Source organism: Bacteroides xylanisolvens (assembly GCF_018289135.1).
Classification (GTDB): domain Bacteria; phylum Bacteroidota; class Bacteroidia; order Bacteroidales; family Bacteroidaceae; genus Bacteroides; species Bacteroides xylanisolvens.
The window spans coordinates 6,236,281-6,253,344 of record NZ_CP072216.1 but is presented as its reverse complement, the minus strand read 5'-3'; the positions used below and the strand labels follow the sequence as shown (position 1 = coordinate 6,253,344).

Genomic DNA, 17,064 nt, shown 5'->3' with positions numbered 1-17,064 from the left:
CCTTACAAGAATAATTATGATTCGGCAAGTAAAACTTCAATAGTCTCAATAAGTTCTCTTGCCGGAGCTTTTATCGTACTGATTTCATCCTCCGATATTGAATAAATGCAATTATAATCCCCTTTTTGCCGTAATTGTTCCATACGCGCCAAAAAACTTCCCAAACGTGCACTAATTTTGCCTGTTTTTATAAAATTCAAGCCAAAGCAAGCTATCAACCCATCATGGGTTTTACATGATAATCCATTTTGTATTAATAAAGCCTGAACAGCATGAAAACAGGCATAATAATATCTATTGGAAGCAATATCCCAATACTTCAGATCAAACATCTCATCTGCTTGTTTCAAAAATACTTTAGCTTTCTCCAACTGTAATATCACCAAAGAATTACGTTCTTCATCTGTCAATTTCATACTAATTCAATTCCTTCCTGCTCTACATTTTTATAAAATGGTGTAATACAACTTGCAGCCCATTCTTTCATCGTATACATAATCGGATTAATTCGCGCTCCCAAGTCCCATCCCAACATAGTTAAGGGAAAGCTTACCTTATCATAATCTTCAGGCTCCAATTTTTCTTTATCTAAGATAATCAAAATATCCCAATCAGAATCAATCCGTGCATCCCCACGAGCTTGAGAACCAAACAACAAAGCCTTGCCACCTTTTGGTAAATGCTCTGTCAATGCCTGCTTAATAGACTCTAATATTTTATTTGTATGACTTTTCATATTCGTCTCCCCTTACTCTTCTACAAATATACAATAAATATCAATACAACAATATGACTTACAAAAAAATCGCTCTTGCTAATTATTCATACTTGGTTCTTATCCATGACTAATATGAATAAAGAATAAAGTCTAATATTACATATTTTCCGTACAAATTTCAATATCACTTTCCTTACAATGCATTTTCTTTGCAACAGGTAAAGAAAGGCTCACCTTTGCGTGCCTAAATCTAAGAACAATAGTAATCTAATTTATTATAAAATGAAAAAGCATCTTATACTATTTTTTGCAGGAGTAATATTGAGTTACGGGAACATAAAAGCACAGACAGTTCCCGATAAAAAAGAAATTCTGAAAGTAACTCTTCATGTGAACGACTATTTCATGAAGAAATATGCCGACTATCGCACTCCTTCCTTTGTGAAAAAAGTAGTTCGCCCCAGTAATATCTGGACACGAAGCGTATATTACGAAGGCTTAATGGCACTCTACTCCATCTATCCCGCAGACGAATATTATCTCTATGCCAAAGAATGGGCGGATTACCACCAATGGGGCTTCCACCGTGGGACAACCACCCGTAATGCAGATAATTACTGCGCCAGCCAAATCTATCTCGATTTATACAACATTTGCCCCGATCCTGAAAAAATACGGAAAACGAAAGCCAATATGGATATGCTGGTCAATACTCCACAAATAAACGACTGGTGGTGGATAGATGCTATCCAGATGGGGATGCCTATATTTGCCAAAATGGGGAAACTTACAGGCGAACAGAAGTACTTCGACAAAATGTGGGATATGTACGAATATACCCGTAATAAACACGGAGAGAACGGAATGTTCAATGTCAAAGAAGGTTTGTGGTGGAGAGACCATAATTTCGATCCTCCATACAAAGAGCCTAATGGCGAAAACTGTTATTGGAGCCGTGGTAACGGATGGGTATACGCAGCTTTGGTGCGGGTAATGAACGAAATTCCATCTGATGAAAAACATCGCCAAGATTACATCAATGATTTTATGGCTATGAGCAAAGCACTGAAACAATGCCAGCGTGAAGATGGCTTTTGGAATGTCAGCCTCCACGATCCGTCAAACTTCGGAGGCAAAGAGACTTCCGGCACAGCTCTTTTCGTATATGGTATGGCTTGGGGCGTACGCAACGGTCTATTGGATAAAAAGACCTATCTGCCTGTAATCATAAAAGCATGGAATGCTATGGTGAAGGATGCAGTTCACCCGAATGGTTTTCTTGGTTATGTACAGGGAACCGGCAAAGAACCGAAAGACAGTCAACCTGTCACATACGACAAAGTTCCTGATTTTGAGGATTTCGGAACAGGATGTTTCCTTCTTGCCGGAAGTGAAATCTATAAATTAGACCTCAATATGTAACTGATAAACATACTTATCTTGAATCCGGTCTATCCTTCACAAACCGGATTCAAGGTAAGTATATACTACGTTTTACTTCTCTCCCCTTTCTGGTAAGCCGAAGGAGATACTCCAAACTGCGCTTTAAAACATTTACTGAAATAAAGAGGATCGTTAATACCCACTTTATAAGAAACTTCCGCAACAGTCAGATCCCTTTCGGTCAAAAACAGTTCGGCAGCCTTCTTCATTCGTACGACACGCAAATACTCATTCGGTGAGTATCCTGTCACTCCGCGTAATTTCTTATAAAACACAGTTCGTCCCATCCCCATCATCTGCGCAAATTCATCAATAGAAATGTTGTATTGAGAATAAATCTTTTCCACCACAGCCACCAACTGATCTGCAAACTCCTTATCCCGGTCCGTGTTACATAAAGCAGGACGCACTACCCCCGGTTCACTGGAAAACTTCTTCCGTAACTTTTCGCATTGCTCTATCAGCCGGAACACCTGCGCAAGCAAAAGCTTAAAACTAAATGGCTTTGCAACATAAACATCCGCTCCCGCTTCAAGTCCTTCCAGGTGCTTATCCGGTGAAGTCAAGGCAGTCAGCAGAATAATAGGAATATGACTTGTCGCAAATTCAGTTTTCAGTTTCTTTGTCACTTCGAAACCGGTCATCCCAGGCATCAATACATCGCAGATAATCAAGTCTGCGTCATAGTTGCATGCCTTTTCAAATCCGGATATTCCATCCGCAGCCACTTCTACTTCAAAATAAGCACTAAGCTCCTCCTGCAGGAACCCACGAATATCATTATCGTCTTCGATGACTAATATTTTATGTTTTCTTGATGTGGTGACTGTCTTTTCATGTTCCTGACATTCCTCTGAAAGCTCCTGCAAATGGTGAGTCTGCATATTCGCTTCTTCCAACAGGAGATTGCCGGGAACCAGGAAGTCTTTTTCCGAATAAACAGTTTTATCAGTCGGAATACATACCGTAAATACGGAACCTCCCCCTTCATTATCTTTATATTCAATCGTTCCCTTATGCACCTGCACCAATTCATGGCTCAAATGCAACCCTACTCCAATGCTATCTCCGGAGAAACTACTTTGCATGAAACGTTTAAACAATTCTCCCTGCTTTTCTTTAGGAATACCTACTCCGGTATCCGCTACCTGAATGTATAAACACTTCTTCACCTCATCCACATTCACAGAAAACAGAATTGTCCCACCCGAAGGAGTATACTTAAAAGCATTTGAAAGTAAGTTATACACCACCTTATCCAAATTACCTTTATCAATAAACATTTTATAGGATGGCACAGACGGCAAAAAGCGGAAATCCATATTCTTCTGTTCTGCTACGTCACTGAAACTTAAATATATTTCGTACAGGAAAGCAACTACATCAGTTTCCTGCAGAGAAAGAGCCAACTTGTTGTTCTGCATTTTTCTGAACTCCAGCAACTGATTAATCAGCCTCAACATACGTTGTGTACTTTTATCCATGACTTTCAACGGATGCAATAAGGCTTGTGGAATATCATCCATCCGGTACATTTTCTCCAATGCTCCTTGGATCAATGTAAGCGGAGTACGGAATTCATGAGAGATATTTGTGAAAAATACCAGTTTATACTCTGTCAGTTGTTTTTCAACATTGATGCGGTTGCGCAACCTATTGAAATTAAAAATGATACGATATGTAAAGTACAAAGCTATTAACATCAGGATGAAATATCCAAGCATAGCCCAATTTGTTTTCCAAAACGGAGGCACGATAACAATCTTCAAAGTTGTTTCGGTATCATTCCAAATACCGGCACCATCACAATATTTCACATGGAAAATGTAACTGCCCGGCTCCAGATATTTATAAGTGGCAAAACTTAACGAAGACGGAACATTCCATCCCTTGTCATAGTTTTCCAGCCAATACATATACTTGATTTGACCATTATCCGAATAATCGAGAGTAGAAAAATCAAGCATAAAAGAATTCTGGAAATATTTCAATGTAATCTTATCCGAATAGGCTAAAGATTCTTGCAAAGGAGAACCCGGCATATTAGGCTTCACCTGAATTCCATTAACGGACAATCCTGTGATAACAATAGGAGAAAGCAATCTCTCTGTTGGAATCTTCTTCGGGTCAATAATCGTCAATCCGTAGTTTGTTCCAAAAATCAGTTTACCGTCTGCCCCCATACACGCACTGTTCTCGCTATACACATTTCCTAATGTATAAGATGAGAAGAAATAATTCTCGAAAGAATGGCTGTTGGGATTGAACCTTGAAATTCCATATTCCGTAGCAATCCATAATTGTCCCGAATGATCTTCCAAAATAGATTGCACCATATTATTAACCAGTCCTTCCGCTATTCCATAATGTGTATATTTCAAAGACTGACAGTCGTCTGACAGTTCGCATAGATTCAGCCCGGCACCCGAAGTACCTACCCACATGCGCCCTTTGCTATCACGAAACAGGCAACGAATCTCATTGCTGCAAAAATTGCCATCGGTGTAGCTGAACAAATGATAGTTATCTTCATTAGCGATCAATGAGTCAGGGTGGAAAATGCAGATACCTTCACTTGTGCCCATCCATATCATCCCTTTCTCATCTTCTGCCATTACTCTGACTATCCGTAAGCCATACTTCTTTCCTTGAAAGAAACGACGGAACTTGTATTGTCCTTTTTCCGTTGATTCTGCCAGATCCAGTCCTCCTCCAAATGTCCCCACCCACATACGATCTTTCTTATCGCGAAGAATGGAATAAATATTAGAATGAGATAAGGCAAAAGGATTAGACGGATCCGTTTTATACCACGTATCTCCTATTTTTAGTCCGTCTCCCCGGGTTCCTATCCATATATTCTCCTGACTATCTTCTGAAATCGCATAAATATTATAGGGCAAATAATGATTATCTATTTTAGTTTTCAGATGAGAATCATAATTATACAATCCACCTCTTCGCGTTCCTACCCATATATCTCCATTCGACATTTTAGTCAGTAACCGGATTGTATTCGAACGGTCAAAAACATCCGGTGATTCTGGATAGACATGTGTAATGCCTTTATTTGAAATGGAAATATGAGACAAACCGGAATATTCGGAGCTTACCCATATCCCTCCTGTTCTGTCTTTCATCAAACATAACAAAAAATCTGACCCTATAGGTCCTGCATTCTTCCCTTCGGAAACAAAGTGTTCCAACCGGTCCTCCTGAATATCGTAGGTGAAAAGTCCGTTTCCATAAGTTGAAATCCACACAATCCCCCGGTCATCACGCACCACATGATAGCGTTCATAATCTATATATTTCATCTTCTCTTCAGGAATCAGTTGAAAATTCTTTATTTCTCCGCTCTTCGAGTTTATGTAATAAATTCGTCCAGTGTTATTGTAAGCCCAACAATCTCCATAATTGTCATGAATAACTTTTCCATTATTTATTTTCAATTCCCGGCAAGGAGTTATTTGAAAATTCTGAAAATCAAATTCATATACCCCTTCGCTAGAAGTAAATATAACCCATTTATCTTTTATCAATGAATGTGTACTGACAGATGTATTACCGGCAATAGCAGACAGCGACGCTAAACAGTCTATTTTTTTCGATCCATTTACACAGCGATACACATCTCCACTCTTTGTCAGAAAATACATATCCTCTCCATGAGGGAAAGAAGAAGAAAAATTCAATTTCCTATCGATAAATTCAACTTTCCCTTTATAAACAGACGCAAGTCCCTGCATGGTACCAATCCAGATCCTGCCACTAGAATCTTCATTTATAAATTTAATCCGGTCATCGGGCAGGTTTCCAAATTTCGTTCTAAACTTCACAGAGGTCATAGTCCGATCGTCCTCACAAACAATTTGACGTACACCGTTCCTTCTATGCCAAAGCCACACATCTCCATTAGAGGACATAAATATTTCCGAATAGTTCTCTCCATCACTTCCGGTACCGGTAAAATCTACAAAACAAGCTTTCTGTAGGTCATAACAGCTGAATAATTCCGGTACAGTCTTTATCCACAAAAAACCGTTCTTATCCTCTGCCACATGTTTTATTCTGTTATCTGCTAAAGAAATCTGATCGTGTTTTCCACTTTCCAACTGATAAGTAAGAAAAGTATTTCCATCATAACGGGTCAATCCGTCTAAAGTACCCAACCATAAGAACCCTTTACTGTCCTGAAACATGCATCGTACAGAATTACTAGGTAGCCCATCACTGGTTCTCATTTGTTTGGAACTAAGTTCAATATCAGCATACAAATCCGATAAAGAAAAACTTAATAAAACGAAGAGGCATAATAATTTATATTTCATATAGTGGTTGGGGTTATTTTGATTGCTGGTTACAAAGATACATCTTTTCCGGTTCTTCGTCAAATTTGGTGGTACTTCTTCTATTGTGAATAAAGAATCTTGGCTCTCAGTAGTTTGCTTCCTGCCCTATTGTACATCTGCCTTTTTACCGCTTTAATTTTATTCACTGTCCCCTCCAGTAATCCGTTACTGAAGGGGATATCAATAGCTGCCTGTACTGCCTCCCAGTCTTTTTCAATACCATATGCAAAGTTCGTCAGTGCCATATTCCGTGTTGCCTTCGCTTTTTCAATCCACTTTCTAATATCCTTATCATAAGTGTTCCCATTAATCATATCTCTGAAATTCTGACACACGCTTAAGAGTTCTTTAATCTGTGGTGAGGACTTATATAGTTCCGCTAGTTTAGGATTATCCGATTCTCCCTTTAGAATGTATTTGCGTATCTGATTCTGTGAAACTCTCTGTGTTTTACTTCCGTTTTCAATGCTCTCATTATGCTCCTTGACTTCCTTCCTCTTTTGTTGATACATTTTTCGCAAGCTGGATGTTATCCTTCCAATAAGTGCGCCACTGATTTTACTCCCCATTTTTTGTGCCAATATTTTTCGGGTAATACAGCCCGCACTAATGATTGTAGCCAGTTCGGATACATATTTAAGAGCTGTCTTCTGTTGCTCATTCAAGTATGCCCCTATTCTCCTGTTGTGAATGAGCTTATAAATGTAGCGACTTTTCTTGCCCAAATGCGCGGCTGTCTGCTCAATGGTCATCCCCTGCATTTTTAAGTTCAGGCTTTCCCTGTATATCTTCAATTTTTCTCTGTGTCGGACATCTCCCATGTTAAATATGTCCTGAAGAATTAACGAAGAAGCCGTGTCTCTGTCAGGATATTCGTATTTGAGCTTTTGCTTGGTCTGACGAATCATTTTCTCTATTTCCGGTATCATCGTGTCCGTCATATTCTTGGTTAGATGGAACCGGTCGCAGATTTGTGTAACACCAGGGGTTATTCTGTTTATAGCCTCTGTGAAACATCTTCCACGGTCTCTCGTTATATATTGTATTTGAGGATTCCGGGTGAGCCAGTTATCAAGCGCTTCTCCGTTTCTATCCTCTAACAAAGCAATAGGCATGTGTGTCATCTGGTCTACGACCACACTCATATAATCCTTACCTTTTTTATAGGCAAAATCATCAATACCTACATAAATACTTTTATTATGCATAGGATTATGTTGCCCGCACTGTTGTAGGATGCGTAAGCAGGAAGAGCTACTGGCCGTTATATGGAACAGCTGCAAAAGAGAAGAGGCCTTTCGGGAAGTAAGTTCCAAGCTTATCGATCTGATGCGTTCCTCAACAAGATAGCTCCGTCTACCATACCGACGAGCCAGAAAAGACAACGGTTCGCAGAATATTTTTCGCGGACAAGAAACATTTTCGCAATAATATTTGCCAACCTTTATGACTAACTCCAAAGTATGACCGTAAACTTCAAGATCCTGAATATGACGGGAGTAATAACTGTGTAATCGGTGACTGAAATGTCCGCAATAAGGACAGGAAGCCCCCTTGCCAGCCGTATGTAAAAAGACCGTCAATGAACCAACAGCTTCAGAGATACCATCTTGTTGCAGATTATCGTAGCCAGGACTGAATCTGAAATCATGGAATAATCCCCTATTTGTAGGAGGATTTTCTTTTTTTGATGTATATTTGTACGTTGTAGATATGGCTTGTTGCATTGTAACTCTTAATGATGTGGTGTCTTTAAAGTTACTAAAAAGCAAACATATCTACAACTTTTTATAGGATTAAGAAAGAAGAAGAGGAAAACCATCGAAATAAAAAAGAGATTACCACCAAATTTGACGAAGAACCTCTTTTCCCTTAATTCCGCAACACTATTATAAATTAAACTTTTTAAGTACCTGAGCAACAAAAAGTTGCTCAGGATTTTGCCATGTCAGAATTTTCACTTATCTTAGTGTTGCAAAAAAAACAAGAGAATCCGACGATAGACATGGCGAAGATACAAATTAAATCTGAGAGACTCACTCCTTTTGGGGGATTATTTTCAATCATGGAGCAATTTGACTCCACATTATCATCTGTAATCGACTCAACCCTCGGTCTAAGGTGTAGATCGTTCGGTTATCAGTACAGCGAAATCATCCGTTCTCTCATGAGTATCTACTTCTGTAGCGGTTCATGTATTGAGGATGTCACTACTCATTTGATGAACCACCTCTCGCTTCATCCGACACTTCGCACTTGTAGCTCTGATACTATCCTCAGGGCGATAAAGGAGTTGACGCAAGAAAACATTTCATACACATCAGATATGGGCAAGACCTACGATTTCAATACGGCTGACACTCTCAATACTTTATTGCTCAATTGTATATTTGCATCTGGCCAACTGAAAGAGGGTGAGATGTATGATGTTGATTTCGACCATCAGTTCATAGAGACAGAGAAGTATGATGCAAAGCCTACATACAAGAAGTTCCTTGGTTATCGCCCTGGCGTGGCGGTTATTGGCGATTTGATAGTCGGTATAGAGAATAGCGATGGTAACACAAATGTTCGTTTCCATCAGAAGGACACGCTGAAGAGGTTCTTTGCGAGATTTGAACAGAATGGGCTCACTATCAATCGCTTCAGAGCTGATTGTGGATCATGTTCCGAGGAAATCGTGGAGGAAATAGAAAAACACTGCAAGTCCTTCTATATCCGTGCTAACCGCTGCAGTTCGATCTACAATGACACCTTTGCTCTCAAAGGCTGGAAAACTGAGGAAATCAATGGCATTGAGTTTGAATTGAACTCTATCCTTGTTGAGAAGTGGAAAGGTAAGGCATATCGACTTGTGATTCAAAGACAGAAACGGATGGATGGTGTGCAGGATTTTTGGGAAGGAGAATACACATACCGTTGTATCCTGACTAACGACTATGATTCTTCCGTAAGAGAAATTGTCGAGTTCTATAACCTTCGTGGAGGAAAGGAACGTATCTTCGATGATATGAACAATGGTTTCGGGTGGGACAGATTGCCCAAATCCTTCATGGCAGAGAACACAGTGTTCCTTCTTCTTACAGCACTTATCCGTAACTTTTACAAGGCCATTATTCAAAGACTTGACGTAAAGAAGTTCGGGCTCAATGCAACAAGTCGCATAAAAGCGTTTGTCTTCAGGTTTATCTCTGTACCAGCCAAGTGGATCAGGACATCAAGGCGGTATGTGCTGAACATCTATACCTGTAATAATGCTTACGCAGATGTTTTCCAGACTGATTTTGGATAATGCCTACAACTTATGGGAATGATATTGTGTATTGCCTCAAGTCACATTGTGGGGTAAGGGGATATTGTAGGCAGAAGTGGGTGCTTCAAGTTCAAATTATCTGCAAATTCAGTAATGAGAGGACGTGTAAACGCAATAAGGACGTTCAAGGGCTTAGTTGCGGATTTGAGGTTTTCATAGTTTTTTAAGATTTATACAAGCAAAACTAGCCAAAAGGAATAATAAATACAAAAAACTTAGCAGTCTATTTCGAAACAAGGATTATTATCCATATTTATGTCATTTTTTCCATATACTGACCAATGATTTGCATTGGTTCATAATCGGTACGGTTTTGAACAATTCAATGCTTTTCTCTATAACATGGTCAATTCTTCCATCTCCTTCACTTTTCTCTGTTTCTTCGATAAATAAGGAGTTTGCAGGTGGAATGTCTTTATTCTAAAAAGGTTGTCATCTAAAAAAATAAGAACAAGTGAAGCAAATTCTGTATTTCAAGATAAATCCTTATATTTGTATCAAATTCGTCTGATATAAAAGTTGAATATGATAAAAACAATGAATAAGCCACTTACATACGATGATATACCTAAAATGTATCTGTTTTGCAACCACACCAAATGTCCGCGCCGCAACAAATGCCTCCGTTTTCAGGCTGCGATGATTGTGCCCCAAAGTGTTCCTCACTACGAAGCGATCAACATCAACCATGTAGCGGGGAATGAAAAGGAATGTTCCTATTTCAGCGCATACACTCTCACGACCTTTGCACTTGGCATCAGCCATATATTAGACGACGTTCCGCACAAAAAAGCTATGGCCATACAAAATAGCCTTAAATCTTTAATGGGGAAAAGTATGTACTACCGTATTCGCAACAAACAACGTCGACTTCATCCATCGGAACAGAAACAAATCGCAGACGTTTTCCTGGAACACGGCATCAAGACAAAGATTAACTTCGACGAATACATTGAAGATTATGACTGGTAAGCCACAGATTGTGACGGGAAAGATACTTGCGAAAATATTTCATAGGAATTGAATAAAAGTTTCATAACGATGAAAAAAAAGTTCCATCGCAATGAAAAAAAAGTTCCATCGCGATAGAAATAAAGTTTCACAACGATGAAACCTGCGAAACTTTTAGCACAAATAAAGATTAACAGGTAAGCGAAGACCTAAAGGTTACACATGCGTCATATTCCCCTTATAATAAGAAGCCTGCGCAGACCCCCGTCCAAATGTTCAAGCATAAATATTAAAAAAAATCGGATACCATATTTAGGCTTCTGATTCATTTTCGCAATCCGCTCTGGACGCCAGCTTCTCCAGTGCCACCAATTCCCATCCCTTGAACACCAGCGTAATCAATCCAAGCCGGGTATTCCCTTTCGTGCGGGCCACCTTCCCATCGTCGGCATAGCGGCGCAACTGTTCTGCCGCATCACGTTTCAGCAAGGCGATGTCGGCATCGGAGGTGTCACGGCGGGCATACTTCACCTCCACGATATAGCTGTAGACTATGTCCGGCTGGCGCACCAGATCGGGCATCATGTAGAAGTCCGCATAACCTTTGGAAGATTCGTATTCGGGAAGAAGGATGTAGCCCTGCGTCAACCCTAAGTAAGCCAACAGGAATCCCTTGACGTGCGCCTCGCCGTCGATAAATTCACGGATGGCATTTTGCCGATGAATCAATACCATATCTGCTTAACATCTTTATACAAGAAAATTCGTTCATCCGTCCCCCTAGTAAGATCTCTCAATAAAAGTAAAGCATTTTGTGGTACATGGTGAAAGGTTAGACTAAAATCGTCAGCTATTTGTTTGCCCAACGACACCCAATCCATATCCCAATAAAAAAGCTCGTAAGTATCTCCAATACGAACATTATTGTCATCATTACGTGTCATATAGCCTATTCTTCCAACAGATTCCGGTTTGCCCAAATCCAATCCTACCCAACCATCTCTTAAAGTTTTAGATGCGAAAAATGTCAACGGATCTAAATCAAAAGCAGCAGAACGGCTATAATGAGGATTCTTACTTCGTTCTTCAGAACCAATAATTGTTCCTGTCAGTTTTTTATTCTCTTTATCCAAGAACATCAATTCTGCAATATTACAGCGGTAGGGCTTTGGACAGATATAACGCCAATAACGATACTTTGTAGTATCGCTCACATTTATACTACCCGATACGCTATACTCTTTGAACGTATGTACTGTGACGGCATCACTAAAATCCTCCTTGTGTGCTGCTTGAAACATGCTGTGTTTTAAACGGAGTGCTGTAGTGAACGCTTTGCGTGTTAAGGGATATTTCCGTTTTAAACTAATACTTCTTTTGGATGTGTTATCGGGATTCAAGAACTCCAGTTCACCTTTTTCATTCAACAAAGCAGGATAATTGAATGGACGAACCCTTCCATTTATATAATATACCGGCAGATAGACAGCTCCCTTCTCTATTTTATCAAAGGCAATCTGCTTACTATCTTTTATTTCCGAAAAGCAAATAGGAATCCATTTCGCATTGTCGAATACAGCCAGATACGCATATCTTTCTTTGCGTTCTCTTTTCCCGGAAAGTACAGGAAAAACAGGATCAATGGTCGTTGCATATTCATCCGTAACGTCTTTTATAAACACATTGCGCAACGTTGACGGGACACTACCAGCTTCTTTATTCAGCCGGACTAAGGCCGAATTGGGAGAATATGTTCTTCGATATACTTTTCCTTTACACTCCCCCGGTCGTAAGGCAGCTAAAAAAGGTTCATGTCCTCCTTCACATACCATTCGGCGATCGTGATCTATCAAAATACTAAGCCACGAATGTGCATGTGCTTTTGTAGGCCACTGCAAAACGAAATCATACGAAACCGCAAACCCCTTACTGCGCATGATAGCTAAAGCTGTGTTTGTCCTTGTCTCACAAGAATTGGAAGGAATATTGCACCAAAACGGAACCTTATATAACGCATGCCACTTCAGAGGCTTTTTCAAATCGACAATAACGGTATCACGTAGTTTAATATTAATAGCTTCTGCCGCATGATAGGGTGTTTTATTCCAAATGTCATTATAAGAAAAATCGCCTAATGTGTCATTAGCTATCGGTTTCAACACATTGCGCCAATCATCAAAAGCCTGAAACTCTACGCACTTATAAGGAAGCATATATTCACAAAATTCATCGAATGTAATGCCTCTTGCCCAACGACCTTGTTGCCAATCGTCAAAAGCCGCGTCTATACTCTGTATCAGATAGTCGGCTTTTATGACAGAGTAATCTTCCTTAAACTCAAAATCATCTGATGGAAACTCTAACAACAAGTTATTTAATTCATTCACCTGTTCATCAATCTTTCTGTCGGAGAAGATAATCTTTTCAGCTTCGACATAATATTCTTCAATATCTTTCCCTATATACGACTGGTGTCCGGGCATATTCATTATCAAAAATTTGGCAGCTCTAAGTTTCAAACTGTCAGCTTCGTTTTCTTTATAATGCTCCAACACTTTTTCGAGTTCCGGACGATTATTGCCCGCCAGTGTCAGCACCTTTTCCAACTGTTTTTCTTCAGAGCTTTGACAACTGAAAAGCAAAACAAGAAAAAGAAAGATGAATGTAGCTTTCATTTTGTTTTATTGTTAGTTTATAATTAAATATTCTTTTTACGCAAATAGTTTCTAGCCTCTTCTTGTATGATAGTAACAGTGTAAGATGGTATCTTTATTCGTTTATTTATTATTTCTAAAGCTATCCGTTCGGCAAGTATGCAGTTATCAGATTTTACATAGACCCTCAAAAGTCCTTGTAATGGAAGAAAACGGCTAGGACACATACATTGTGCCAGCTTATATCGTCTTTCAGCTTCTTCCCAACATTCCATTTGATAGTAATTATCCGCCAATTGCATTTGCAGGTCATACGTATTGATATAAGATTCGCAATGCAAGAATATGTTGACGCTTTGTTTGTACAATTCCACATTTTTCAATTCTGATGCATAATTGTACAAGAAATAGGGATTGCCATTCCACTCATCATATAGCTTGGTAAATACAGATAATTCATTATCCAGCAAACCATTGTTCTTTTCTGCAACCAACGAAATTCGTTTCCATGTACGCTCGAAAATGATATTCTTAATCAAAAAGAAACAGAGTATAAAAAGAATAATCAATAAAAATGGCTTGTTGAAACGTATTGTTCGTAGAGCAACCTCCCGTTGATTAAGTGAAGCGAAGCAGTAGATAATCATGAACCAAACAAAAGTATATTTGAATGGATAAGAAAAACAGGAAAATATAGCAATAGAAACAAGCGTCAGTATGGCTGGAGTGTCAAATGCCACATTACTTCGAAAAACAGCAATCAACGACAATAAGAATAAAGCGATTCCTATAAGTCCTTGTTCAATCAGCAGCAACAGATACTCATTAAATGGATAATTCGTGTTTCCTGCCAATATTCTATCGCTTTCATCAGCATGGGAGGAAGACAAATATTTGGCTTGTTCCGGCATGTAATCCGCCTTAAAAGAACCAAGTCCGTTTCCCTGAATTATATGTTCCTTACACAATCCGGCAGATACTTTCCAAATCAGAACACGACCGGAAGCGGAAGCTGGTTTTAGATAAATCAGTCCAATGAATAAACTTATTAGAAACAAAGCGCCTCCGCTGATAAGAAAGATGCGCCTTTTATGAATTAACTTCCGATAACGGAGAGCATAAAAAAGGAGTGTTACTACGCATAAAGTAAGTACACCTGTTCTCGAACCGGATAAGATAACGACTATAATGAGGAGAAGGCACGCCATAACCTTGAACGTTCTTCTTTTTCCGTTAGAAGAATGACACAAAAGAAAAGGATAACAGAGAACGATGCTCGCAGCAAATCCGGCGGGATTATCAAAAGAACCGGTAACTGGAAAATAAGATTGAATTTCTATACACCCTACATATTGCAGCAAGCCATACAAGGCCGACAAAACTCCAACGACAGCTAAAATGCTATTAAATGTTTCTGTAGGATTTTTTCTATTACGCATCAACACAAAAAGAATCCATCCAGATACAATGTATACACTGTGTATATATTGTGATGTAAAGAGACTGCAAACGAAAACATATCCCATAAAAACAGTAAAAGACAGAAATAGAAAATCAACAGACAGTCTAATTTTTCGCTTCCAGTTCCCTATGCAAATACCTCCCCATAATATGATGCCGACAACGAAACTTATATTTTTAGGCATAAAATACCTATCCATAAACCAATCAGCCGATAAGTATAAGGTGGTGATAAGTAAAAAAGAAAACGTAAAAACATTATCACTGAATAATTGCCTTAACTTGCAGAATATAAAAGAGGGAGTCTGTATTTGCATTGATAATAATTAATTCTTCTTTCGCTCCTAATCCCTTTCCTTTCGGATTGAAAGAAAAATGAAGCGAGCACGATTCGTCAGGATTTAATTCATACTTCTCCACCGATGCTTGTGTACATCCACATCCAGTTTCGATCTCTCCTATCTCCAATCTGGCATTGCCTACATTGGTGATTGTAATGCTATCACGACAAATTATATCAGAACTAATTATTCCGAAATCGTGTGTATAGGAAGACAGGGACATCTCTGCCTTCCTTTTTTGATTGCAAGAAACGCAAATCAGCAGAATAACAATAAGACCAAGGATTTTACTCATTTTTTATAGTTGTTGATGATGAACTACTCGGAATAGTCTCGATGAAACGGGGCGCATTATCACGTATACTATCCAACAACGGTTTGGTCTTTTCTCTATATTCTTCTCTTTTAATAGTATAGTCCCGCCAAGCCAAAAGAATATCTCGATCGGCTTTGGGCATTCGGTCGAGAATCCGTAGATATTTTGGGAAATCAGGATCCTTTGATGCTCTTCGTCCGTTCAACAAAAAAGATAAGTGGAATCGTACGACATCTGGATATTGAGCATATTTCTCTAAGAAAAAAAGTCTACATTCGTTGGCATGTATGTATGCATCTCTGAAAGATGCACTTCTATTTTGAAGAGAACGCTCTCTATCCACTTTTTTTTGCTGTTCGATAATACATCTGTTATAATCGTCGTTAATAGGAGTACCTGATACAATACCCTTATCTGCCCAATTAGCGATACGGATATGGATATTACCAGGCTCAACTATAAAATATAAGCCCAAATCCAACATATTTCTTCCTGTTCTGGCACTAGAAAGATACGCTAAGAATGGCTTTTGTGAAAGTACACCTTCATAATGGAATTTCCCGTCAACCACCAATATACTATCAATAAATGAATGTTTCATGCGCTCATACTCTTGACCAATGGCAGAATTGTTAACTAAACGCAAATAACTATTATCCAACGAATGGTCGGGTAATTCACCCCAAATGGTGTACTTTTCTTGTCCATAAAACTGTTGAGCTATAGAAACGAATGCGATAATTAGCAATATACTACTATATTTCATTTTTATATATATTAAATTTATCATTTTTCTTTTTTACCATATGCCGCCTGACAAGCATCTTGACACCCAGTTAAATCAAAATAACAACAATCCAAACAGAAATCATGACTATCTACGCATGCCTCATATCTAGGTCCCTCTTGATATAATTTTTCCTTTGCCGGTACATTTTCAAGACATGTATTGAATATCTCATAGCAATTAGTTACACCTTGTTCCATATCACCATCACATTTTTTATTACAATTCTCAAGTGCCTCTGGATCTTCCGCTCGTGTACCAATAACAATTTTATGCATTTGATATTTTTGCCGAGCTCTTATTAATTCTAATCGGGTGACATCAACTCCCTCATAAACTTCTTGAAATATAGAAAAAATTCTATTCCGTTCGGTTCGTTCATCATATTTTAACAAAATATTCAATTGCACTCTTGCTTCCATACGAGTTTCAGAATTCAACAATTGTTTCTTAAGCTGATGATACTGTTCCTTCCCTTCTGAAGATAATTCGTTAATTGCGTTTCGCCTTCGCCTAATCCCCTTCCTTATTTCTTTTTGTAAGTTCTGATAGGCTTCCGAAGCAATAAAGAGATCAGCGGCAGTCACATCTTCTGCCTGTTGAAAGTAATCGTCAGCTTCATCCGCCTGACAACTAAGCACAGAAATACTGATTAGAAAAACTAATCCAACCATAATAAAGCCTAAATTCATTTTTTTCATAAGAACTACTTTTAGAGATTAATAATA

Annotated in this window: 13 protein-coding genes; 3 read left to right on the top strand and 10 right to left on the bottom strand. The window is 38.8% G+C overall.

The window, feature by feature from the left end; translation table 11 throughout:
• Nucleotides 1–14: 14 nt before the first annotated feature.
• Together INE92_RS25285 and INE92_RS25280 are read right to left on the bottom strand one after the other, a co-directional pair.
• Nucleotides 15–416 carry a HEPN domain-containing protein gene (locus INE92_RS25285; RefSeq protein WP_004301673.1) on the bottom strand — a complete coding sequence of 134 codons (402 nt, stop codon included), beginning with the start codon at nucleotides 414–416 and terminating at the stop codon, nucleotides 15–17.
• Nucleotides 413–736: a nucleotidyltransferase domain-containing protein gene (locus INE92_RS25280; RefSeq protein WP_004301671.1), complete on the bottom strand. Its 324-nt coding sequence runs from the start codon at nucleotides 734–736 to the stop codon at nucleotides 413–415. Before INE92_RS25280 ends, INE92_RS25285 begins: the two co-directional genes overlap by 4 nt.
• Nucleotides 737–1,000: 264 nt before the next feature.
• Between INE92_RS25280 and INE92_RS25275 the strand changes: the two genes are divergently transcribed.
• Entirely contained in the window at nucleotides 1,001–2,140 is a 1,140-nt protein-coding gene (locus INE92_RS25275) for a glycoside hydrolase family 88/105 protein (RefSeq protein WP_004320924.1), read from the top strand.
• 65 nt (nucleotides 2,141–2,205) lie between these two features.
• Here the strand turns inward: INE92_RS25275 and INE92_RS25270 are convergent, their stop codons facing one another.
• Both INE92_RS25270 and INE92_RS25265 read right to left on the bottom strand, forming a co-directional pair.
• Nucleotides 2,206–6,492, bottom strand: a complete 4,287-nt coding sequence (locus INE92_RS25270; protein WP_032842389.1) for a hybrid sensor histidine kinase/response regulator transcription factor — start codon at nucleotides 6,490–6,492, stop codon at nucleotides 2,206–2,208.
• An 80-nt stretch (nucleotides 6,493–6,572) separates the two neighbouring features.
• Entirely contained in the window at nucleotides 6,573–8,240 is a 1,668-nt protein-coding gene (locus INE92_RS25265) for an ISL3 family transposase (protein WP_203462761.1), read from the bottom strand.
• A gap of 278 nt (nucleotides 8,241–8,518) precedes the next feature.
• Here INE92_RS25265 and INE92_RS25260 point away from each other — a divergent pair, with 278 nt between their 5' ends.
• Together INE92_RS25260 and INE92_RS25255 are read left to right on the top strand one after the other, a co-directional pair.
• Nucleotides 8,519–9,805 carry an IS1380-like element ISBf12 family transposase gene (locus INE92_RS25260; protein WP_009040242.1) on the top strand — a complete coding sequence of 429 codons (1,287 nt, stop codon included), beginning with the start codon at nucleotides 8,519–8,521 and terminating at the stop codon, nucleotides 9,803–9,805.
• Between the two features lie 558 nt (nucleotides 9,806–10,363).
• Nucleotides 10,364–10,798 carry a DUF6078 family protein gene (locus INE92_RS25255; protein WP_032842376.1) on the top strand — a complete coding sequence of 145 codons (435 nt, stop codon included), beginning with the start codon at nucleotides 10,364–10,366 and terminating at the stop codon, nucleotides 10,796–10,798.
• A gap of 291 nt (nucleotides 10,799–11,089) precedes the next feature.
• On the opposite strand, the gene INE92_RS25250 is transcribed toward INE92_RS25255, so the two are convergent.
• From INE92_RS25250 to INE92_RS25225, 6 genes are all read right to left on the bottom strand, one after another.
• A complete protein-coding gene (locus tag INE92_RS25250; protein ID WP_008645508.1) occupies nucleotides 11,090–11,512 on the bottom strand; it encodes a PD-(D/E)XK nuclease domain-containing protein in 423 nt (140 codons plus the stop codon).
• Entirely contained in the window at nucleotides 11,503–13,452 is a 1,950-nt protein-coding gene (locus tag INE92_RS25245; protein ID WP_008645509.1) for a discoidin domain-containing protein, read from the bottom strand. Before INE92_RS25245 ends, INE92_RS25250 begins: the two co-directional genes overlap by 10 nt.
• 23 nt (nucleotides 13,453–13,475) lie before the next feature.
• The gene (locus INE92_RS25240) at nucleotides 13,476–14,639 is read right to left on the bottom strand and encodes an O-antigen ligase family protein (RefSeq protein ID WP_232289484.1); all 1,164 of its coding nucleotides are present in this window, start codon (nucleotides 14,637–14,639) and stop codon (nucleotides 13,476–13,478) included.
• Between the two features lie 514 nt (nucleotides 14,640–15,153).
• Complete coding sequence (locus INE92_RS25235; RefSeq protein ID WP_015532423.1) at nucleotides 15,154–15,528, bottom strand: DUF1573 domain-containing protein; 375 nt, start codon at nucleotides 15,526–15,528, stop codon at nucleotides 15,154–15,156.
• A complete protein-coding gene (locus tag INE92_RS25230; protein WP_015532422.1) occupies nucleotides 15,521–16,339 on the bottom strand; it encodes a DUF4369 domain-containing protein in 819 nt (272 codons plus the stop codon). The genes INE92_RS25235 and INE92_RS25230 overlap by 8 nt, the downstream gene beginning before the upstream one ends.
• Nucleotides 16,336–17,037, bottom strand: coding sequence for a hypothetical protein (locus INE92_RS25225; RefSeq protein WP_008645514.1), 702 nt, complete (start codon nucleotides 17,035–17,037; stop codon nucleotides 16,336–16,338). Before INE92_RS25225 ends, INE92_RS25230 begins: the two co-directional genes overlap by 4 nt.
• Between the last annotated feature and the right edge of the window lie 27 nt (nucleotides 17,038–17,064).

What these genes read in the sequence shown, in the direction of transcription:
- INE92_RS25285 (WP_004301673.1), bottom strand. Translation starts at nt 416, where the DNA reads ATGAAATTGACAGATGAAGAACGTAATTCTTTGGTGATATTACAGTTG.
- INE92_RS25280 (WP_004301671.1), bottom strand. Translation starts at nt 736, where the DNA reads ATGAAAAGTCATACAAATAAAATATTAGAGTCTATTAAGCAGGCATTG.
- INE92_RS25275 (WP_004320924.1), top strand. Translation starts at nt 1,001, where the DNA reads ATGAAAAAGCATCTTATACTATTTTTTGCAGGAGTAATATTGAGTTAC.
- INE92_RS25270 (WP_032842389.1), bottom strand. Translation starts at nt 6,492, where the DNA reads ATGAAATATAAATTATTATGCCTCTTCGTTTTATTAAGTTTTTCTTTA.
- INE92_RS25265 (WP_203462761.1), bottom strand. Translation starts at nt 8,240, where the DNA reads ATGCAACAAGCCATATCTACAACGTACAAATATACATCAAAAAAAGAA.
- INE92_RS25260 (WP_009040242.1), top strand. Translation starts at nt 8,519, where the DNA reads ATGGCGAAGATACAAATTAAATCTGAGAGACTCACTCCTTTTGGGGGA.
- INE92_RS25255 (WP_032842376.1), top strand. Translation starts at nt 10,364, where the DNA reads ATGAATAAGCCACTTACATACGATGATATACCTAAAATGTATCTGTTT.
- INE92_RS25250 (WP_008645508.1), bottom strand. Translation starts at nt 11,512, where the DNA reads ATGGTATTGATTCATCGGCAAAATGCCATCCGTGAATTTATCGACGGC.
- INE92_RS25245 (WP_008645509.1), bottom strand. Translation starts at nt 13,452, where the DNA reads ATGAAAGCTACATTCATCTTTCTTTTTCTTGTTTTGCTTTTCAGTTGT.
- INE92_RS25240 (WP_232289484.1), bottom strand. Translation starts at nt 14,639, where the DNA reads ATGGCGTGCCTTCTCCTCATTATAGTCGTTATCTTATCCGGTTCGAGA.
- INE92_RS25235 (WP_015532423.1), bottom strand. Translation starts at nt 15,528, where the DNA reads ATGAGTAAAATCCTTGGTCTTATTGTTATTCTGCTGATTTGCGTTTCT.
- INE92_RS25230 (WP_015532422.1), bottom strand. Translation starts at nt 16,339, where the DNA reads ATGATAAATTTAATATATATAAAAATGAAATATAGTAGTATATTGCTA.
- INE92_RS25225 (WP_008645514.1), bottom strand. Translation starts at nt 17,037, where the DNA reads ATGAAAAAAATGAATTTAGGCTTTATTATGGTTGGATTAGTTTTTCTA.